This is a genomic window from Aliinostoc sp. HNIBRCY26, assembly GCF_050235535.1.
In the GTDB taxonomy this organism is placed as follows: Bacteria; Cyanobacteriota; Cyanobacteriia; order Cyanobacteriales; family Nostocaceae; genus Trichormus.
On sequence record NZ_CP189852.1, the window covers coordinates 2,720,397 to 2,741,435 of the forward strand.

Annotated in this window: 18 protein-coding genes; 7 read left to right on the plus strand and 11 right to left on the minus strand. The window is 40.2% G+C overall.

From position 1 onward, the window contains the following. Window positions 1-264: 264 nt before the first annotated feature. Together nifE and nifX are read left to right on the plus strand one after the other, a co-directional pair. The gene (gene nifE, locus ACQFX9_RS11575; RefSeq protein ID WP_427162135.1) at window positions 265-1,635 is read left to right on the plus strand and encodes a nitrogenase iron-molybdenum cofactor biosynthesis protein NifE; all 1,371 of its coding nucleotides are present in this window, start codon (window positions 265-267) and stop codon (window positions 1,633-1,635) included. Between the two features lie 62 nt (window positions 1,636-1,697). After that, complete coding sequence (gene nifX, locus ACQFX9_RS11580; protein WP_427162136.1) at window positions 1,698-2,099, plus strand: nitrogen fixation protein NifX; 402 nt, start codon at window positions 1,698-1,700, stop codon at window positions 2,097-2,099. Between the two features lie 92 nt (window positions 2,100-2,191). On the opposite strand, the gene ACQFX9_RS11585 is transcribed toward nifX, so the two are convergent. Then, window positions 2,192-2,824: a TetR/AcrR family transcriptional regulator gene (locus ACQFX9_RS11585; RefSeq protein WP_427162137.1), complete on the minus strand. Its 633-nt coding sequence runs from the start codon at window positions 2,822-2,824 to the stop codon at window positions 2,192-2,194. 131 nt (window positions 2,825-2,955) lie between these two features. Here ACQFX9_RS11585 and ACQFX9_RS11590 point away from each other — a divergent pair, with 131 nt between their 5' ends. The 3 genes from ACQFX9_RS11590 to ACQFX9_RS11600 all read left to right on the plus strand — a co-directional run bounded on the left by ACQFX9_RS11590 (window position 2,956) and on the right by ACQFX9_RS11600 (window position 6,202). Continuing rightward, window positions 2,956-4,326, plus strand: a complete 1,371-nt coding sequence (locus ACQFX9_RS11590; protein WP_427162138.1) for a cytochrome P450 — start codon at window positions 2,956-2,958, stop codon at window positions 4,324-4,326. A gap of 101 nt (window positions 4,327-4,427) precedes the next feature. Beyond that, the gene (locus ACQFX9_RS11595; RefSeq protein WP_427162139.1) at window positions 4,428-5,093 is read left to right on the plus strand and encodes a TMEM175 family protein; all 666 of its coding nucleotides are present in this window, start codon (window positions 4,428-4,430) and stop codon (window positions 5,091-5,093) included. Between the two features lie 56 nt (window positions 5,094-5,149). Beyond that, the gene (locus ACQFX9_RS11600) at window positions 5,150-6,202 is read left to right on the plus strand and encodes an AI-2E family transporter (protein ID WP_427162140.1); all 1,053 of its coding nucleotides are present in this window, start codon (window positions 5,150-5,152) and stop codon (window positions 6,200-6,202) included. 74 nt (window positions 6,203-6,276) lie between these two features. Here ACQFX9_RS11600 and ACQFX9_RS11605 read toward each other — a convergent pair whose 3' ends face one another. Both ACQFX9_RS11605 and ACQFX9_RS11610 read right to left on the minus strand, forming a co-directional pair. Next, the gene (locus ACQFX9_RS11605; protein WP_427162141.1) at window positions 6,277-7,527 is read right to left on the minus strand and encodes a hypothetical protein; all 1,251 of its coding nucleotides are present in this window, start codon (window positions 7,525-7,527) and stop codon (window positions 6,277-6,279) included. A 129-nt stretch (window positions 7,528-7,656) separates the two neighbouring features. Beyond that, the gene (locus ACQFX9_RS11610) at window positions 7,657-8,514 is read right to left on the minus strand and encodes an SDR family oxidoreductase (RefSeq protein ID WP_427162142.1); all 858 of its coding nucleotides are present in this window, start codon (window positions 8,512-8,514) and stop codon (window positions 7,657-7,659) included. A 20-nt stretch (window positions 8,515-8,534) separates the two neighbouring features. On the opposite strand from ACQFX9_RS11610, the gene ACQFX9_RS11615 reads away from it, so the two are divergent. Further along, window positions 8,535-8,999, plus strand: a complete 465-nt coding sequence (locus ACQFX9_RS11615; RefSeq protein ID WP_427162143.1) for a winged helix-turn-helix transcriptional regulator — start codon at window positions 8,535-8,537, stop codon at window positions 8,997-8,999. A gap of 132 nt (window positions 9,000-9,131) precedes the next feature. On the opposite strand, the gene ACQFX9_RS11620 is transcribed toward ACQFX9_RS11615, so the two are convergent. Together ACQFX9_RS11620 and nifH are read right to left on the minus strand one after the other, a co-directional pair. Continuing rightward, entirely contained in the window at window positions 9,132-9,788 is a 657-nt protein-coding gene (locus ACQFX9_RS11620) for a TetR/AcrR family transcriptional regulator (protein ID WP_427162144.1), read from the minus strand. Window positions 9,789-10,567: 779 nt separating this feature from the next. Further along, window positions 10,568-11,542: a nitrogenase iron protein gene (nifH, locus tag ACQFX9_RS11625; protein WP_427162145.1), complete on the minus strand. Its 975-nt coding sequence runs from the start codon at window positions 11,540-11,542 to the stop codon at window positions 10,568-10,570. Window positions 11,543-12,400: 858 nt separating this feature from the next. On the opposite strand from nifH, the gene ACQFX9_RS11630 reads away from it, so the two are divergent. Beyond that, window positions 12,401-13,246, plus strand: a complete 846-nt coding sequence (locus ACQFX9_RS11630) for an alpha/beta fold hydrolase (protein WP_427162146.1) — start codon at window positions 12,401-12,403, stop codon at window positions 13,244-13,246. Window positions 13,247-13,304: 58 nt separating this feature from the next. On the opposite strand, the gene ACQFX9_RS11635 is transcribed toward ACQFX9_RS11630, so the two are convergent. From ACQFX9_RS11635 to ACQFX9_RS11660, 6 genes are all read right to left on the minus strand, one after another. Beyond that, on the minus strand, window positions 13,305-14,513 hold the full coding sequence (locus ACQFX9_RS11635; RefSeq protein WP_427162147.1) for a WD40 repeat domain-containing protein: 1,209 nt from the start codon (window positions 14,511-14,513) through the stop codon (window positions 13,305-13,307). Window positions 14,514-14,522: 9 nt separating this feature from the next. Next, window positions 14,523-15,473 carry a hypothetical protein gene (locus ACQFX9_RS11640; protein ID WP_427162148.1) on the minus strand — a complete coding sequence of 317 codons (951 nt, stop codon included), beginning with the start codon at window positions 15,471-15,473 and terminating at the stop codon, window positions 14,523-14,525. 18 nt (window positions 15,474-15,491) lie between these two features. Continuing rightward, window positions 15,492-17,693, minus strand: a complete 2,202-nt coding sequence (locus tag ACQFX9_RS11645; protein ID WP_427162149.1) for a hypothetical protein — start codon at window positions 17,691-17,693, stop codon at window positions 15,492-15,494. A 346-nt stretch (window positions 17,694-18,039) separates the two neighbouring features. Then, window positions 18,040-18,327: a PAAR domain-containing protein gene (locus ACQFX9_RS11650; protein WP_427162150.1), complete on the minus strand. Its 288-nt coding sequence runs from the start codon at window positions 18,325-18,327 to the stop codon at window positions 18,040-18,042. 134 nt (window positions 18,328-18,461) lie between these two features. Continuing rightward, entirely contained in the window at window positions 18,462-20,429 is a 1,968-nt protein-coding gene (locus tag ACQFX9_RS11655; RefSeq protein WP_427162151.1) for a VgrG-related protein, read from the minus strand. Window positions 20,430-20,499: 70 nt separating this feature from the next. Next, the gene (locus ACQFX9_RS11660) at window positions 20,500-21,024 is read right to left on the minus strand and encodes a hypothetical protein (RefSeq protein ID WP_427162152.1); all 525 of its coding nucleotides are present in this window, start codon (window positions 21,022-21,024) and stop codon (window positions 20,500-20,502) included. Window positions 21,025-21,039: the final 15 nt, after the last annotated feature.

A 21,039-nucleotide genomic window follows, 5' to 3' on the forward strand; every position in this document is an offset into this window, starting at 1 on the left:
GAAAACTTAACTATATCCACAATTATTTATACTGACGTACCCAGCATTTTTAACAGTAACAGGACTTACGCAAGTGTCACAATCAATGCTAGGTGCGTGACGCTATAAGTCTTATTACTACGTTCAAATCGTTTCGCAGCGTCACACACCCTACATAAAAATATGCCAGTTGCGTAAGTCCTAAGTAAGTTGCTCGAAAAGTATAGGTCGTTTTTTGATGGTGGCTTTATTGCATTATTTATCTTAACTAACATGAGCAAAGATATGAGAAATACTCAAGAAGAAATCAACAAATTACTTGATGAAATAGCCTGCGAATACAACCTAAAAAAATTGCAGAGCAAGCAGAATAAAACGACTTGTAAAGAACCACCAAAACCAGGTGCAGCACAGGGAAATTGTCCTTTTGAGGGGGCAATGGTGGCTCTTGGGCCAATTACTGATGCAGTTCATTTAGTACATGGCCCTGTTGGTTGCACTCGCAATCCTTGGGGTAGTCGCGGTAGTCTTTCTTCTGGCTCTGAACTCTATCAAATGGGTTTTTCTACTGATTTGAGTGAAAGTGAAATCATTTTTGGTGGTGAAAAAAAGCTAGAAAAATCTATTCTACACATTGCTCAACGTTATCATCCGGCTGCTATTTTTGTCTATTCTACTTGTGTCACGGCTTTGATTGGTGACGATGTCGAAAGTATTTGTAAAAAAGCTACAAATCAATTCGGGATTCCGGTTGTCTATATTAACGCACCTGGATTTCTTGGGAGTAAAAATTTAGGCAACCGGATTGCTGGGGAAGCCTTATTAGATTATGTGGTGGGAACGGCTGAACCAGAATTTACTACACCATTTGATATCAATATTATTGGTGATTACAATGTTGCTGGGGAAATCTGGAATGTTCTACCACTGTTTCAAAAATTGGGGATTCGGGTTCTGTCCAAAATTACTGGTGATGCGCGTTATCAAGAAATTTGCTATGCTCAACGCGCAAAATTAAATGTAGTAATTTGCTCGAATGTGTCACTAAAAATGGCACAAACTATGCAGGAGCGTTACGGCATTCCATATATTGAAGAGTCTTTCTTTGGTATTGAAAATATGAATCGTTGTTTGCGGAATATTGCAGCAGCATTCGGTGATCAATACTTACAAGAACGGACGGAATGGTTAATTGCAGAAGAAACCGCAGCTTTAGATATTGCCCTTGCACCTTATCGTTCTCAATTACAAGGAAAGCGTATTGTTCTTTATAGTGGAGGTGTCAAAAGTTGGTCAGTGATTTTAGCAGCAAAAGATTTGGGTATGAAGGTTGTTGCTACTAGTGATAGGAAGAATACTCAAGATGAAAAAGTTAAAATTAAGGAATTACTTGGACAAGATGGCATGGTTTTGGCTAAGGGTGGCCCCAAGGCTTTACTCAAAGTAATAGAAGATACTAAGGCGGATATTTTAGTTGCTGGTGCTAGTAATCAATACACAGCAATTAAAGCACGTATTCCTTTTTTAGATATTAATCATGAGCGTCATCATGCTTACGCTGGTTATGCGGGAATGGTGGAAATGGCGCGGGAATTTTATGAAGCCTTGTATAGTCCTGTGTGGGAACAAGTTAGGCAACCTGCTCCTTGGGAGTAGGAAGAATTAAGGGTGTAGGGGAATGGGATGAAAAACAATCACTTTTTTTACGGAGTAAATCAATGAAAGTAGCTTTTACGACTAGCGATGGAACTCATGTTGACACTCATTTTGGTTGGGCTAAGGAAATTGATGTGTATGAGGTCAATAAGGATGGATTTAATTTTGTGGAGACTTTAACCTTTGAGGGTGACTTAGAAGAAGCTACCCACGAAGATAAGATTACACCAAAAATGGCAGCAGTTAGTGACTGTACAATTCTCTATGTGAAGGCGATTGGTAAACCTGCTGGAAATAAGTTAATTAAGCAGGGTATGACTATCGTCAGAGCGCAAGAATATGATACAGTTCCTGATATTTTACATATGTTGGTAAATAGTCTTAATGGTGATGCACCTCCTCTTTTACGTAAGGCTTTGCTACAGGAAAATCGGGAGTTGGCGTATGCTCATGATGAAGAGTAATTCAATTTTTTGTTAGTAGTTTGGTGATACTGAATTTTTCCCAAATTGTGAGAACTCCAACTTTTGCGAAAAGTTGGGGTTCTAAATCATATCTACTGCAAATTGCTTTGCAAGTAACTTAAGGTGAACTGCTTCATTTCTTTTATTAGCCTTTGTCGAAAAGGTGGTTCTTGGCTGAGGGAAAGCCACATTAAATTACCGATCGCTTTTACCAAGACAAAGGCGATCGCTTCATAATCAGTCTGATCTAACCCTGCTTCCCGTTGGGCAAGTAAACTAGCCAAATCTCCCATGAGTTTCGCATCAGCCGCCTCTTCAATGGCTTGTACTTCTGGGATTACACCTTGAACTTCCATGAAAATCTCATAGTAACCAGGATTCTCACAGAAAAATTTTTCACTCATATCAATCAAATGGTCAACCAGAATAGATAAGGGTAGTTTCGCCCATTCAGGATGATGGAGTATTGCCAAGCGTTGATGTAAAAGTTTGCTATAACGCAGGGCTAAAGCTTGCACAATGGCGGTTTTATCGGGGAAAAACTGATATAGTGACCCGATGGGTATCTGAGCGTGAGAGGCGATCGCATTGGTTGTGGTCGCATCATATCCCTGGGTAATAAACAGTGATTCTGCCACGTCTATAATCCGGTTGACTCGCTCCTGACTGCGGGCTTGTCGGGGTTGGCGGCGCATTCCGACTGGGTTTGAGGGGCTTTGAGTCATAGTAATCTCCAGAGCAGAAGTAAATATTTGAGGATTACTCACATTCTAGTTGACAAATATGAATGATGCTCATATTATCTAAATATGAGCTTCGCTCACATAAACCCGCAACTTAAATGGAGTCTCTGACAATGAGCAAGAATTTACAGACCCTACCCCATCCCAATCCTGTAACCGCTTTAGAAGAATACAGCTGCGATCATCTGGGATTTATGCAACGCTGCACCCAAGAATATGCAGGTATCGTTCCTCTGAAATTTGATGATCAATGGTTTTGTGTGTTGACCAATCCCAACTACATTACTGAAGTGTTAAAAGACAGACTCTTGTTTGTGAAAGCAAAAGATATGCAAGTAATCAGTGGTGTACTAGGTAATGGCTTGATCACCAGTGAGGGCGATTTTTGGTTACGACAACGACGACTAGCCCAACCAGTCTTTCACCAACAGCAGATTAACAGCTATGCGGCGGTAATGGTGGATTATACCGAGCAAATGTTAAAAACTTGGCAAGGTGGTGAGGTGAAGGATATACAAGCAGCCATGATGCGCCTCAGCCTCAACATCGTGATGAAAACCCTGTTTGATCAGAATGTAGAGGATACAGCCGCAGTTAATATTGACAATGCGCTAGTTGAAACCATGAACTGGTTTGAATATCAAGCAGCCAAAGAAGTCATGTCTGCACTGTTGGAAATTGGGGAGTTAAAACAAAACACCCAAGAGATGAGTGAAGAAGAGATGCAGAGACGTTACCAAAAAGCGATCGCCTTATTCGATGAAACCATTTATGGCATCATTAAACAGCGTCGCGCCAGTGGTAAAACAGGCAAAGATTTATTAGGAATGCTGATGCAAGTCGAAGATGCGGATGATGGTAGCCGCATGACGGATAAACAATTGCGAGACGAAGCCGTAACATTAATTTTGGCAGGACATGAAACCACTGCTAACACCCTTTCTTGGACATTCCTGCAATTGGCGCAAAATCCCGATGTCCGCGAAAAACTCAGTGCAGAACTCAAAACAGTGTTGAACGGACGCACACCCACCCTAGCTGATTTACCCCAGTTAACTTACACCAATTGGGTGATTAAAGAATCTATGCGCCTGTATCCTCCTGTTACCGAAATTTCACGGGAAGCAACTCAAGATTGTGAAATTGGTGGTTATTTCATTCCCAAAGGAACAAACTTAATTGTTAGTCAATGGGCTATGCACCGTGATGGGCGTTATTTTTCTGAACCAGAATTGTTTCAGCCAGAACGCTGGGCTAATGATCTAGAAAAACAATTACCTCGTGGTGTGTATTTCCCCTTCGGTGATGGGCCGCGTGTTTGTATTGGTAAGAGTTTCGCCCTGATGGAAGCTGTTTTATTACTAGCAACGATCGCCCAAAAATTCCAACTGGATCTCGTTAGCGATCAAAACATTGAACTTCAGATATCTATTACCCTCCGCGCCAGACACGGTATTCAATTTCTCTTGAAAGCAGCTGCATAGAATTTACTTCAAATTATGAGAAGTTGGTTGCGGTCAGATATCCGACTTCTTCAATCAGTTGGGTATCTATTTTTCTCCCATATTGTAAAGGTGATGAAATTATGAAGGGATTAATAGAGCAGAATCAGATTATTCAAAGCAATCAAAATAGTTCCGAAAGTATTTTATCTTTAGCACGTTTGAGTGATTCTATTTTTGCTTTTGCAATGGCGTTAATGGTGATTGCCTTTGACTTACCAGAAGATGCTAAAGGGATGACAGACAGTGATATTAATGGTTTTTTATTTAGTCAGTTAAAACCGTTAGTAACTTACGCTATCACCTTTGTTTTAGTTGCAACTTATTGGATTTCTCATTCTCGGCAATTAAAGTATTTAAAAAGAACCGATGAAAACCATTTATGGATTTCTGTAGGGTATTTAATGGTTTTGTTTTTAGTGCCTTTATCTAATGATTTAGTCATCACATTTCCAGATAATTTTCTGGTCAAAGTTTGGTTTAGTTTAAATATCGCTGTAATTGGGTTTGTTTCTTGGCTAAGTTGGTCTTATGCGACAGGCGATGGCAAATTAGTAGATAGCGATTTAGATGATCTGACAATTCGCTCCATCAAAATCAAAGCTTTAATTGAACCGATATGTGCATTGATTTCCATTGGGGTTGTATATCTTAACCAAGAGTTATGGGACTATTTTTGGGTGTTGCTGTTTTTTGCCTATTCTCCGTTGGAAAAATACTTCAATAAATCAGATGATTTGTTGCGATAAATTTGTTGAATTTAGCTAATCATTTATAAGAATAATTTCAAAGGTAAATAAATCAGATGTTAGCAAATTTGAATCTTCCGCGTTGGACAGTTTGGTGTTTGGTAATTCCGGTGCTGTTTCTCAATTTTTGGTTATTACAAATAATCTCACAGCAATTACAGCCAATACCCAACATTGTATTAGTTGCTAGTTTACTAGTTTTTCTCTTGAATTTTCCTATTAGTTATCTTGAAAAACGGGGTGTGAGCAGGATTTTGTCTGTATCTCTGGTTCTCATACTTGCCGTGACAGCTTTTTTAGTTCTGGGTTTTGGTGTTGCACCGGTTGTATATCAACAATTAATTGAATTTGGCGATCGCCTACCAGCATTAATTGATCAAGGACAAAAGCAACTCCAAGAAATACATATCAATATACCCCTAGCACACTTATCTTTTGATGCTTCCAACCTCACTACAGAAGTTATCAATAAATTTACCCAAAGTCTAGAATCTTTACCTAGTCAAATTGTAGATTTTCTCTTTGGTATCTTTGATAGTACGCTGAATTTACTGATTACAATCGTTCTCACCATCCTCCTAATTTTTAACGGTTCTAGTTTGTGGAATGCGTTGTTTAAACTATTCCCTCAACCTTGGAATGTTCAATTACCATCTCTGATTCAGCAGAGTTTTCAAAACTACTTTGCGGGACAAGCAACTTTAGCAATGATTGAAGGTACTGCACTTATAGTTTTATTTTTGGTATTTCAAATTCCCTTCGGGCTATTATTTGGTTTTGTGATTGGGATAGCGAGTTTTATCCCTTTTGGTGGAACTGTGACAATATCTCTAATTCTTCCCATACTTGCTATCCAAAATATTTGGTTAGCAGTGAAGTTATTAGTAATAGTGGTGTTGGTAGGACAGATTAACGAAACTATTGTTGCACCTCGTCTAATGGGTCAAATGACTGGCGTAAATCCTGCTGTTATTTTTATTTCTCTGCTGTGTGGTGCAAAATTAGGTGGAGTATTAGGGATTCTGCTGGCTGTACCCCTAACTAGTTTGTTGAAAAGATTTGCAGAACCCTTGTTAAACACTGATGAATTAGGGGCTACTACACCATAAACAGACTATCTGGAATCGCTAAAAGGCTTGTGGTATAGTTATTATTTCTTTTTCCTTTTGCCTTGTTGTACTAGTTATCCCCTTCGTTTTTTTGACAAACTTTGTCTAGCAGGATTAGCAGATGGAGGGGGAAGCCAAGGACTACTACCCACAAATCGCACATCGCTATTAAAACGACTATGGAAAGTATACAAAGTTGAATAACTTTCCATCAAACTAATTCTCCAACCCAGAACGGGGGTTTTTTCACAAGTTGGTTGATTAATGGTTACACCCAAGCAAGTATCATCCCAAGTTACCAAGTCGGCCCAATGTAACCGAAAGTTACTCTTAGGTTTTCCTGTTTGTATGGATGCGGTTTTGATTGCTTCCTCAACGAGATATGAGGGAACGCTTTTAGGTGCATCAAATTCAAATTCGTTTTTGGTTGCATAATATACCCATCTTTGTTTAGGAGAGGAAATCAAGACTTTCCAACCAAACGTGTAATTCTCAACGGGAACAGCCCCCGTTATTGGTCTTGAAGGCCCATCTCCGCCAGTAAGCGACCATTGGACGTTTTTAATTTCATCGACTTTCCAAGCAGAAAGCTGTGTTTGGGAACGTTTTGCGGCATCGGATAAAATATCTGCATTGATTTTTTGGGGTAGATTCCCTACGCTTGCAACTAAATCCAGTTCCACTATCTTTCCATCTAAATCGCTGCGATATATCCATTGTGTGGGTTTCGATTCCTCCGATTTATCTTTGGTGAGCTTGATTAACCATCCTGGGGTTTTGACCAAATTACAGCGTTTTTCGGTTTTGGGAAGTTCCAAACAATCGTTTTTCCATAGCCGTGATTCAACTGATAAAATTTGGATTTTCCCGATATTTTGTTGGTTGAGTCGGTTGACATTGCTAATTACTTGTTGTCTTACAGACTGAGGTAAACTTTGCAACCAATTGATGCGAAAGTTATTACCTGGGATTTTGGGTGAAACTGCGTGATATAACCAACTCTGCTTACCTGCGCTAACCCTAATCGCCCAACCCTTGTAACCGATTTTGTTACATTTCTCATTCTTGGCTGGCAGATTCAAACAACTATCAAATACTTTTGATTCTACTTGCGCCACCTGGACATTAGCCAGTTTCACATTTAACCGTTTCGCCATATCTTGACGCACCTGTAAGATAACAGATTTAGGTATCTCAGTTGCTGTTAACGAAGCTTGAATTTGAGCTAATTTACTAGGATTGGCAGCGAAAGTATATTGATATGTACAGGGAATGGTCAGCATCAAGCTGCTCACTATTGTCAAAATAATAGCTTTCTGCGTCATAGAATATATACAGATGAGCGTAATTTAGATGACGCAGACTAGATAGACTTGGTTGCTAGGCTTTGCGTACTGGAGTATGAACACAAGGAAAAAATTGAGATTCCCTGATGAGTGCAATTTTGGTTAGCACTAAATCATCTTTGTCAGTGCTTGAATCGACTCACTCAAAGGTGTGGTAGGGCGGCCTATCAGTTGGCTTAGGGTTTGGCTGTCATCAAACAATCCTCCTTTTGCTGCCCCTGTCTCAGATTCTGCTAACATCACAGCTAGAGGTTCAGGTAAGCCTGCATTTTTTAATACATGAATATACTCCTCTTCAGACATATTCTGATAAATCACTTGCTTACCAGACTGCTGGCTAATTTCGGCAGCAAATTCGCTCAATGTATAAGCTACATTACCAGCCAATTCATAGACTTTACCTGCTTGGTCATTGGCTAATAAAACGGTGGCTGCGGCTGCGGCATAATCGGCGCGGGCTGCGGAGGCTATTTTAGCTTCTCCAGCACAGCCCATGACTACACCATATTCCAAGGCTATGGGGATACCTGCTGTGTAATTTTCGGTATACCAACTATTACGTAATATCACATAAGGTACACCAGATTCTTTCAGGACTGTTTCAGTTTTGTGATGTTCTGCTGCTAGAGGTAGGGGACTGCTATCTGCGTGTAAGAGACTGGTATAAGCCAGTAATTTGACTCCAGCTTGTTTACAGGCGTTGATGACGTTTGTGTGCTGAGTTACGCGATCGCCAATTTCACTGGAGGAGATGAGCAATACTTTTTCTGCACCAGCGAAGGCGATATCTAATGTGTGGGGTTGGGTGTAGTCAATCTGCCGCACCTGCACGCCTAAACTAGCAAAATCTGATACTTTTTCTGGATTGCGAACAGCAGCGACTAATTTATTGGCAGGAACGGATTTTAATAGTTCTTGCAATACTAATCTGCCTAACTGACCCGATGCAGCAGTGATGACAATCATATTTTTTAGTTGGTTAATTTTTGGATGTCGATAAACCTAATATAATTGCATTACTAACTTTTGGTAAGTACCAACAAAAAAGTAAGTATATGAGCGATCGCCATGATGATTCCAAAACTCTGACACAACGCTTTGAAATGGGGGATATTTTCGCCGAGCCATGTCCCTCACGAGACATTCTGAAACACGTTTGCAGCAAATGGGGCGTACTGATTCTGATTGCGCTGCGCCAAGGGACTCACAGATTTAGCGAGTTGAGACGAAAAATGGGCGGAGTCAGTGAAAAAATGCTGGCTCAAAGTCTACAATCCCTGACGGAAGACGGTTTTGTGTTGCGTGTATCTCACCATGTGGTTCCGCCTTTTGTTGAGTACAGCCTGACTCCGATGGGAGAAGAAGTTGCCGATCGCGTCGCCGCCTTAGCAGACTGGATTGAAGTCAATACGCCAAGGGTGTTGGATGCAAGGAAGAAGTTGGAGCGATAGAGGAATCATATTTGATTTTTGCGAAGCTAGATACACTTTTATCCCTTCTAACCTGTTCCCTGTTCCCTGTTCCCTGTTCCCTTACTACGCAAATGATTTCAGGAATCAAAGCGGATTCCTATAGTGATGATTTCACAAAGTCGCGTTGCTCCCATCAGATGGGAAATAGCTTTGCAGATAACTTAACGCCAAGCGTTTGGTTTCTGCTACTAATCGCGGTTGAAACGTTTTTTCTTGACTGAGGGATAGCCATAATAATGTGCCGATCGCTTTGACTAAAATAAAGGCGATCGCTTCATAGTCTATTTTTTCTAACCCTGCTTTGCGTTTAGCTAGTAGACTGGCTAAATCTTGCATCAGTTGAGTATCCATCAACTCTCCGACGGCTTGTAATTCGGGCATTGTACCCTGGAGTTCCATAAAAATGGCAAAATAACCAGGATTCTCCGAGAAATGCTGCGCGCTGATATCAATTAATTTTTCTACCAGAATTTCTAAGGGCAAATTGGCTAATTCAAGATTATCTAGCACTGCCAACTTTTGATGTATATTTTCCTCATGACGCAAAGCGATCGCCTGCATGATTGCAGATTTGTCAGGGAAAAACTGATAAAGTGACCCAATCGGGACTTTAGCACCAGAGGCGATCGCATTGGTTGTGGTGGCTGCATAGCCTTGAGTAATAAACAGTTCTTCTGCTACATCCAAAATTCGATTGACTCGCTCCTGGCTACGCGCTTGTCGGGGTTGGCGGCGCATTCCACCTGCGGCTGATGGACTTTCAGTCATAAGATTACCTACCTATGTCGTAAGATGTGACTATCACTCATATTTTCTTGACTGAATATGAGTGATAGTCATATATTTATAAATGAGTATTGCTCATATTTAAGTTTAAATGACTAGGGGGAATCTTTCAATGAGTCAGAATTTAATGTTCCTCTGCGGTCGTAAAACAGCGATCGCCCTGCTTGACGAAACACTATACGCGATGATCGACCATTGTCGTTTGAGTAAGATAAACGGCAAAAACCCCAGAGTATGGATACAGAATGATACCAATTCAAAATACCCGACAATACCAAATAGGGATAGATATAGGAATCATATTTGATTTCTGCGAAGCTAGGTACACTTTTATCCCTTTTAACCTGTTCCTCCGAAGTTCTGATCACCGAAGGTGGGGCTTCGCCCATCGGAGGAAACCTCCGCTCAGACTTCTCTCTGTTCCCTGTTCCCTTACTACGCAAATGATTTCAAGAATCAAAGCGGATTCCTATATCTTGATTTTTTCATACAAAAATAGGGAATTGGGAGCAGGAATTCCCAATTCCCTAATACATAAAAACCAACGTAGCAGAGAAGGAGAAAAAACAATGAAATTTACTAAATCAGCATTAAAAAATGATGAGGAAAAATAGGGTAAAGAAGATTAGGGTAAAACCAAAAAAAATTGAGATTATCTATAGGCGTGCCTCCACATTTCGATAAATTTTTTCATGGAGGGTGGATAAGAAGAATCCACCCTATAATTAACTGTATTTAGCAGCTAATACTAAACACAAACTCTATCTTTTATCACCGGCAACAATTTCAACGTTACCTTTCTGCACAGCTTCCAGTGCTTGAGCTTTGAGTTCTTCTTGCTTCTTGAGAGCTTCTTCTTCAGCCTTGCTCATACCGACTAGTTTTTCCTTGTCTTCGTCACTTTCAAGGATACCGAACTCAATCAACAATGCTTCTAACTCATCCATTTCGATGGGTGTAGGAACAGCCATATTTTGATTGTTGATAATCTTGTCGGCTAATGTGCGGTATTCGTTAGCTTGATTGCTATCAGGTGCGTATTCGTTCACAGTCATCCGACGCAATTCAGCGTGCTGTACGATGTTGTCGCGGGGGACGAAGTGAATCATCTGGGTACTTAACCGGTTTGCGAGTGTGGTAATCAGTTCGTCTTCTCGGTCAGTTTTACGGCTGTTACAAATTAGACCACCCAAGCGGACACCGCCGGAGTGAGCGTATTTTAAAATACCGCGAGCGATGTTATTTGCAGCGTACATCGCCATCATTTCACCGGAAGTAACGATGTAGATTTCTTGTGCTTTCCCTTCCCGAATTGGCATGGCGAAACCGCCACATACAACGTCACCCAATACGTCGTAGGATACGAAATCTACGTCTTGATATGCACCGTTTTCTTCGAGGAAGTTAATAGCGGTGATAATACCACGACCAGCGCAACCTACACCGGGTTCAGGGCCACCAGATTCTACACATTTGATATCGCGGAAGCCTTTTAGTACCACTTCATCGAGTTCGAGGTCTTCTACTGCACCACGTTCAGCAGCCAAGTGCAGTACGGTGGTTTGGGCTTTAGTGTGCAGAATCAGACGGGTAGAGTCAGCTTTGGGATCACATCCGACAATTAAAATACGTTGTCCCACCTCTGCCATAGCGGCGAGGGTGTTTTGGGAGGTGGTGGATTTACCGATACCGCCTTTACCGTAAAAAGCTATCTGTCTAATGTTTGCGTCGGACATGATGGTTTAGTCTCCAATTGATTGTGTGATTGTCGTGAGTCTGTCATCTGAAGCGTTCAGACTTGAGCTGTTGTAGAACGTCTTTGGAGGTGCGCGTTCTACAACTAAAAAGTCGTAAATTGAATACATATTCCAGTGTTAGTACAAGTGTTGAGTCAGGTAATGTCTGAGGAAAAGCTGCTGCTTTTGGCTATGCAACGCTAGCGCACTACATCATCTCTAAATGAATAGGTGCAGTAGTGTGTGCCGTCTGAAGTGCGATCGCTCGTATAATATTTTGAGTATTGACCAAATGAGTGCTGAGTAAAAAGTAAGATTAATTGCATGGGCTGAACGCCCCGTTACTGCTAACAGCACTACTGAAAAACTCTAGAAACAGTAGTCAGAAGTGAGAGAAATAACGGCTCACCACTCATAACTTCTGATTCCTCAATTTTCGTAATATCAACTGTCCTGCTGCATCGGCTGTTTATTTCCACTTGAATTGAGACAAAGCCTGAAGCGGACTTACGTTTTTTCCGGCAACGGAAATCTAAGGCTTGAGTTTGCCTTATACTTTGGTTGCGTTTTTGATTCCCTATAAGTCAAGCATAACATACAAATCGCTAGTTTACTTGCGCTAGTTAAAAATTTTGGAAGATTTTTGTAGAAAGTTATCATAATCGTTATTGGGTAAGGGTTTCAGCCCTCTGTTGTTGAACCTCCGAATTTGGGATTGAGGTTTTTCGGTTCATGTTCCGGAAGTGGGCGGAATAAATCTCAAATCTGCAAGCCCCGCATATTGACTCTCCTACTCTCTGATTTGACACATCCGGCAAAATGGTAAGATTTGCCATATAAAACAAATAGGAAAATAGCGTGTCGATAACAGAAAATAAAATAACAGTAGATTCTTTAGAGTGGTTTTATCGAGAATCTGCGCCAATTGGTCAAACTGATTTATTGCCTGTAGTCTTATTACATGGAATCCCATCACAAAGTTACAGTTGGCGTAATATTTTACCAGGATTAGCCGGACAAGGTACAAGAGCGATCGCACCAGATTGGATTGGTTCTGGATTTTCTGCCAAGCCGGAAAAACAAGAGTTTCCCTACACTCCTGATGCTTATATTAAAGCTTTATCAGGTTTCATTAACGCATTAGAAATAGAACGTTTTTCGCTAGTTGTGCAAGGTTTTTTAAGTTCTGTCGGTCTGCAATATGCTTTAAGAAATCCTGAAAAAATTGCCAACATTGCTATTTTAAATACACCTATTTCTCAGGATGCAAAATTGCCTTGGAAACTGCAACAAATGGGCTGGCCTTTTGTGGGTGATATGATGACTCAAGACCCTTTGTTAGTTGACCGCACCTTAGAAGGCGGGAGTCGCTATCGCATTGGAGATGCAGATTTAGATGTCTACCGCAAACCTTATTTAAAAACTTCCGCCGTGGGACGCGCGCTATTAACCACAATTCGTAATCTGCAACTACCAACCGCCATGAGCGAGATTGCCACGGGTTTTCAACAATGGCAACAACCAATTTTAATTCAATGGGGGATGATTGACCCTTGGTTGCCGATAGAGATAGCCGAAAGTTTTGCTAAATCTGTACCAGATGCGGAAGTGATTAAACTCAATAACGTCGGTCACTATCCGCAAGAACACTATCATGAGGTGATTTTACAAGACTTATTACCCTTTGTGCGCCGGACTAAGTGATAATTATGCGATCGCCTCTGTATAATTGGGGTGCGATCGCTACAACACCAAACTTGATTTATTTTAATTTTTTCTCATCTATAATTTCTCCTTTTCTATTCCACATAAACACCGTTCCATCAGCACCGCTACTAGCAATAGTATTGCCATCTTGACTAATAGCTACGGATAAAACTTTGCCAATATGTTTTTTGAGAAAAGGTTTACCTTGAAATTGCTTCTGAGCATTATCATATTGCCATAGCCATATTTGCCCATCATTAGCCCCACCAATAATAACTGTACCATCAGAGTTGACAGCAAGAGATGATATTTCAATAGTTGGTTTTACTGCTCTAGGAGAACTACTAGTGTTTGTATCTGTCAGACTTTGTACAAGTAAATTCCCATTCGTATTACTAACAATATGTTGTCCGCCCAAACTCATAGCAGCTATAGCACCCGCAGGTGGATATTCTACTTTTAAACCTTGAATTGGCGAAAAAAACCTAAAAAAAAACCACAAGAATATTGCCATCAAGCCTAAACCTGCAAAGATTAAAATTAACATTTGACTGTTATTTGCTTGCGTTCTTGAACCACCTGAATTTTTTTTAACTATATTAGTAACTTGTGGATTGTATTCAGTAAAGCTTTGATATTTGATCAAATTCGATAGTCCTCGCCAGACTAAATTTTTGATTAAGGTATCCTCTGCTTTGATGCCAGTCACTACTATGAGTACGTCTACATTTTTTTCTTGATGAGGCAAACTTTTTGTTTCCAAAAGAGTTGCTAGTTTATCTCTGTTAACCGGGGAATTGTAAGCTAACATATAATTAGATTCTGCCGTGTTAATTCTGTCTCTTTTATTTAGACTACTAATTATATCGACTATTTCCTGAAAAGAAACTTTAAACCCATATTCATCATCTTGTGTGATAGCATCGTCAATTTTATTGTCTAATTCTCCTCTTAATGAAAGAGCCGCTAATTCTTGTAACTTCTGCTCATTTTCTTCAGAGTAGGGAAAAATCCAAGCCACAGAATTACGGATAGTCCGACCACGATAATCTTTCCTTTGACTGGCTTTTATACCCGTGACTAGTAAAATTAACTGGTTATAATCACGCGCTAAAAGTAGAGAGGGAGATTCAGTTTCTAGGAGTTCTTTAAATTTGCTGACTAATGCTGGTTCACTGATTTCTTCTTGATTGTTTTCTGTAATTCTTCGCCAACAATAATCATCCTGTTGAGAAACACCAGCACTGTAAACATAAATTTCCATGTCCAACTCCTATTTTTTAATATCCAGTAAGTCGAGACCTTGCAAAATTTCAAATCCACCAGTGTGCTTACATTTTTCAGCAGATTTACGAGCTGCTTCTTTTAAGTATTCATCCCAACCTAGCCAACGCCGAATGCGATTAAACCAGCCACGCTTGGTATCTACATGAAGCTTGAGTACGAAGCGTAAGAGATATCGTAGTGGCTGATCACTATCTTGGGGACTGTATTCGGCATGATGATCAATTTTACGGAAATAAAAATGGGGTTTACCATCAATTTCTTTAATCTGAGAAAAGAATACAGTTCCTACAGTTTGCACAGGTGTCACCACACAAGCTACCTTTGTGAGCAAATTTTCACTGCCAAACAAACGCAATAAACCACTATATTTTTCTTTAATGCGTTCTAGGAGCTTTTTTGCATCTTCTTCTTTTTGGATATATTTTTCACAGCGAACCGGTACTAACAGCACAAGTTTTGGTTCTTCTAAATCGGCGTACGCACTTTTGAAAAAATCAGTAATTTGCTTAGGGTTATTGATTAAATCATGCCATCGGCCATTGGCTTCCATGAGAGATGGTGTATCAATAGCAATTAAAACGGCGGCACATTCTTTGACGACGTTATCGACAAATTCTAAATTATCTCGCAGATAACCACCAGGAAAATCTTGAAAAATCAATTGTATACTTGGTTTACCTCCCAATTTACCCAGACCAAATGTAAAAGATTTATGCCCTTCAGTTCCTTCTAATCCCCCTGTTGCTTCAAAATCATTTAATAGAGCTTTTAATTCACCTAAACGTTTTGATAATAGAGCCGAGCTTTCTAAGTCTGGTGTGAGTTGAAGACCGACTTCACCAATAGTAGTATCAAACTGCTCATACATAGCTGTTAAAATACTAGTTTTACCTACACCTCTATGTCCTAGCATAGTAATTTTCAATTCTGATGGCATTGTATTTTCCTGAGTGAATTAATTGAGAAATTTCATAGAGTCTAATTGATTGGCGATCGCGACTTTTTCTATTGCTTCTAGCCACTCTCTTCTTAGTCTAGTACGTTCACCCAGTAACTCAAATTCATCAGGCCAGATTGCAGCACGTTCTTCTCGCAAAAATATCCGCCACTCTATTTCAACTTCTTCTGCACGCAGCACACGATCAAGAAACTCTTCCACTATGGCAAAACCCGCTTGGGAAGGCTCACACAGTAATTCATCCAAGGCTGTCTCACATTGATAAACAGCTTCCCCGTGTAGTGCTTTTAAATTACTCATTACTTGTTGAGCATTGGGGTTTGCTGGGAGTTTGAGAGTTTTCGTATCAGGAGATAAATCATTCAGACATTTACGAATGCGGTGTTGAATCATGCCTCGGTAAGATAACTCGAATTCAGCGAGAATTTGGAAACCGAATTTGATTCTGCAAGGTTGTCCATCGCCTATGAGGTCATCAGGTAATATTTTGGCGATCGCCTGAATAAAATCAGCCCCTCTTACCTCCGTTAGTCCTCCTAAATTACCTTTTTCTATCAATACTTGCGCCACCTGAGATTTAACACGATTCAAAGAATTTTTTAACCCCTCATCTAAAGCTAAAAAATGCTTAGAAATATGGGCGCGAATTTCATTCAAATACTCATTATAAGCTGTTTCATAAGAATTACTGACATTACGTCTGACTTCAATTGCCTCTATTGAAGACGGTAATTTAGTATTTTCATAACAAGCTTTAATGGCAGCCTCAACTGCCTCCTTAAAGTCACGATCATGCTTATCTATCTGTTTACTTAATTCTTTAAGTAAAATCTCTAAACCAGTCGTTAATTGTTCCCAAAGTTGTTTAAACAGAACTTCAAACCTACTGGTTTCGGCTGACTGTATCGGCTGTCCTAACGCATTTTTGGCTTTATTTAATTCAGCATCAATAGCACTTTGGAGTTGCTCAAGTCGTTCTTGACAAGAAGAGGCATATTTTTTATCTAGGGAGGTAATTTCAGTGGCTAAATAATCAACCACACGATCCAAAACTTTATTATTGGCCTCATCAGGGTCAGCACAATTTGCCGTTATACACTCTACAAGTTTGATATGTTTATCAGCAATACTTTGTGTTAATCGTTCACAGTTAGAAGCATTATCTCCATAGTTAGAACCTCTATCTGTGCGGTTGAGAACCATAAAAGACCACTGCTCAATCGGCAAATCAGTTAAAGCTGAACGAGCTGTATCATAAAGTTTGACATCCACATCTCCCCAAAAATCACCAGAAGGTTTTGGCATTCTGACAAAGAGAACTGCATCAACTTCTTGGCCAATAGTTTTGACCATTCTTTCTTCATCACCAATACCTGTATCGCCCAACCCTGGTAAATCAACTAGGGCAATTTGCCCCACATCATCATTAGGGAATTTGCAGACAATTTTTACATCTTTAACTGCTACGTAATTAAAATAAATACGTTCGCCTTCAAGATTATCTTGCGCTACATAAGCTCTAATTTCATCTCTAGAAATCCGCCGTGGTGAAATCTCGCGAAACAGATGCCGATATTTATCAATATTTTTATGATATCCCCGCAGATGTTCATACTTTGCACCACCTTCAGCACCAGCAAAATTACTAGGTAAAGAGGGTAATGGTTGAGTCGCAAATTCTCCTAATGTAATTGGTTTAGCACCCAATTTCAACTGTTCATAATAGGGAGTGATTACTTCATCCAAGAAAGACCTTTCTGTATGGAAAGTCACTTCTCCATAGGTCTCAAAAGCAGGGTTATGGTAAATTGTACTGCGAACTCCTGTACAGTGTTCACCACTACCATCAGGAATTTCTGCTGCTGTTAATTTCGTTAAACTTTGTAATAGACGGCTTTTTCCCTGTCTAGCTCGTCCAATCACACCAATGTTAAGAGTGTTGCGCGAAAAGCGAGCTTTGAGCTTACTTAAAGCTTCTAACTCATCTGCAAGATTCAATTGGATTTTGGCAAAATCAATGGCTTGTAATCTTCCTGAAATACTGATATCTTCGACCGTTGCTAATAACTGATTGCGATAGTTTTCTAAGTAGTGGAGTGCATAGGAAATAGAATTTAAATTTTCTTCTACATCTGTAATTTTTTTCGCCAACGGTTGGCGTTTTGCAATAATCTTAGCAATGCGCTCAGTTCTACTCATAAGTAAATATCAGGTTTTATATAAGACTTATATTTGATGATTACTTGAACTTACGCAGTCAATCAATTTTAGATTTACGATAGCGCAGCGTTAGCGACATACGAGCGTCTTTTGGATTGACGTTAGCGTAGCGGACGCAGCGCAGCGAGTATTTTAGATTTTTCCACCCACTAGGGGTGGGGCTTGTACCCCAAATAATCCAAAATCCAAAATCCAAAATCTAAAATTCGGAGGTTGGCATATTTTTATGTATGGTGTGTGACGCTGTGACAGAATTTCAACGTAGTCATAAAACTTATAGCGTCACGCACCGTCAATTGTAACACTTGCGTAAATCCTATTAAATTTAACCACCAATCAATACAGTCGGCGCACCTACCCCTACAACAGTAGTTAAAGGTATACCCGTCACAGTATTCACACCAGCTACCTGAGAAGTGATTCTAGCGGCTGGTCGTCCACCAATTAATACAGTAAAAGAACCCATCACAATATTACCTGTAATTACTGGCCCCACCACCAAATCACCAACACAAGCAGCGGGTAAACCCATAATCAAAACATTAGGAACACCAGGTGCAGTAATCGGATCACCGGTAACAGTTAAATCAGTAAGTCGTGCGGCTGGAAACATAGGGGGTTGGGGATTGGGGATTGGGGATTAGGGACTGGGGACTGGGAGACAAGGAGGACAAGGACGACAACGTAATTAATGACTAATGACTAATAACTAATAACTAATGACTAATGACTAATGACTATTTACTATTAACAATTCAGTCTAACTATACCGCCCATAATACCGACGGTAGCAGCTCCATTAATACTCACGGAACCCGTCGCACTGGCACTAATTGAAGCCATAGAAGAAGCACTAATTGACGCACCAGAAGTTATGCTTAAAGAAGTACCAGATTGCACGCTAATAGAGCTACCAGCTTGTATACTCACTGTTCCAGTGGTTCTCATCGTAATGCCACTGGGAGTTAATTCTATACTAGTTGCTCCTACTGTGAGGCTAATTTTTTGTGTGGCAGTCAGGGCTATTTCTTGACCATTTACACTGATTTTATTAGCTGTTCCAGTAGTTCCCGATTTAACTGTAATATCACCAGTAGAAGTTAAACTAATTGTTTTATTACTATCATCAGCACGATATTTATGTCCGCCAGTAGTCTCTAATTCTACAAATTTATCACTGTCATTTAAACGAAAATTATGACCACCTATTGTCTGTAAATAAACGCCTTTTTTCGTGCCTTTATCTTCTTCTACAAACTGTAATTTATGTCCCACACGAGTTTTAAAGGTGCGGAGGCGGACTTTTCCACTAACAACAGTGTCATCTACTGTTTCAGGTGGCGCATCTGTACCATTCCACACCCCACCAATTACATAGGGTCGATGAATATCACCATGTTCAAAGGCTACTAAAACCTCATCATTAACTTCTGGTAAACAATCAAAACCCCTACCTGGCCCTGCACCTACACTTACTACTCTCGCCCAATTACTTTCATGTTCTTCAGTCAAGGTGGGGAATTTCACTCTGACTCTACCCCAACCTTTAGGATCTTTATTATTACTGACAATTCCTACTAACAGAGTTTGTCCTGGTTGTAAGTGTTGCTGCGGAGTTAATGTAGCGAATAAGTCTCCTGGACGTAATCCCCGCACACTAAATTCTGTTGTATATTTGCGTTTTTGGAAGAGGTGACGAGTTTCTGTAACATAATAACTGCCACTGTAATTTCCCATATCTGTCAGCTTGATGACTTTTCCTGTTCTAATTAAAGGATTACCTTCACCTTTAGCGTCTGCATAGACAAATTCTCCTCCCAGTTCGTTACACAAAGCCTGAGCAATTTTTTGTGATTCAGCAGCACTAAACACAGGTTGATCTACAACTATCATCTTGGGCTGAATAGTAAATTTCGTGCTACTGAGGCTACCTTTACCATTGTCTGTACTGGTAATTACTTGTTCTGTTGTGGCTGTTGATACAATTGGTTTCTTTGTAGCGTAGTCCCAGCCCCGCACTTCTACAGAACTCACCTGTTCCGCACTGGTGATACGAACACGAAAACTATGGATGTCTTTGAGCCATTTCAGGTCTAAAGTCTGGTTTTGTGTGGGTTGACGAAAGTTGAGTTTCCCATCCTGCACATATAATTCAAAACCTAAGCGGGCGGCTCTTTCTCGCAAGAATTCCATGTTAGTTTGGTTTTCTTGAAAGATGTATTCATGAACAGGAGTTGTGGTAGTTATTGTGCCGGTTGTGATACTTGTTTCACCCGCAATTTGGGTGACAACATCACTATCAGTGACGTTTTGAAAGGAACGGTTATAACGTCCCCGATGTAATCTGTGAGAAATATCATAACCCCGAATCACAATCGGAGCTTGTGATTCAGGTGTAAATTCAGTTTCTATAGCAGTGATTTCCCCTTCCAATACATAACCCTGTTCTACGTCCTGAAATTCTGCGTTTTCTGTAGTGCTGGAAACAAAGCCAATTTTGATTTTTTTGCCAATAGCAAATAAACTTTGATGTTTCCAGGTAGTTTCAGTTGTTTTTCCAGGAAAGTAGTCATTGCGGATAACTAAGGTAAACATCCCTGGTTGATGGAGACTCTCTTCTACAGAGATTTGCAAAATGTCTTCAATTAATTCTTGAGAAACATCAGCATTATCAATTTGCAATAGGGGTTCGGGGATGTAACTGACTGCGGGCATAGGATCAGCACAATGGGTTTTTCATAGCCTAAGAGGATCAATGGCACTAGGCTATTAACCAAAAGTCGAATTACTTGCGCTTGCTTCTGTTGTCTCCGCCTCGGTTGACGCTTGCGGGTGCGCCCATCCCTGGTTGTGTAATTGATTCGTCTACTTCTTCTAATGTCAGGTTCACTTTGGCTCTCACTGGCGTGCCATCTGGTAAAAATAGTGTCAGGCTGTAGCTAAGTGATTGGACAAAACAACGGAGATACTGTTGATCACCCCAGGTAAATATATATATAGGTGGACGTTTGTCTACACCTGTTCCAGCTTCTGCAAAGTTGACGGCTTTTTCAAATTTTTTCAGGTGAGTCAGGACGCTTGTACCTGCTTCGTAGGTATCAAAGATAATGTTGTTAATAGTCAGGATACAAGGTTCAGGATAGGCAAAGCTAACTTTAGGTAATCCTCGTCCAGTCCTCGCACCACTACTTTTGGTGAGGTTGATTTGTTGGGAAAAATCTAGCTGGGTGGGATTGAACATGAATTCTATATCGGGTGCAGCTTGTTCTGTTGCAATTAATTTGGCTTTGACTAGAAGGGTGGTACTCATAATTTTTGACTGTTA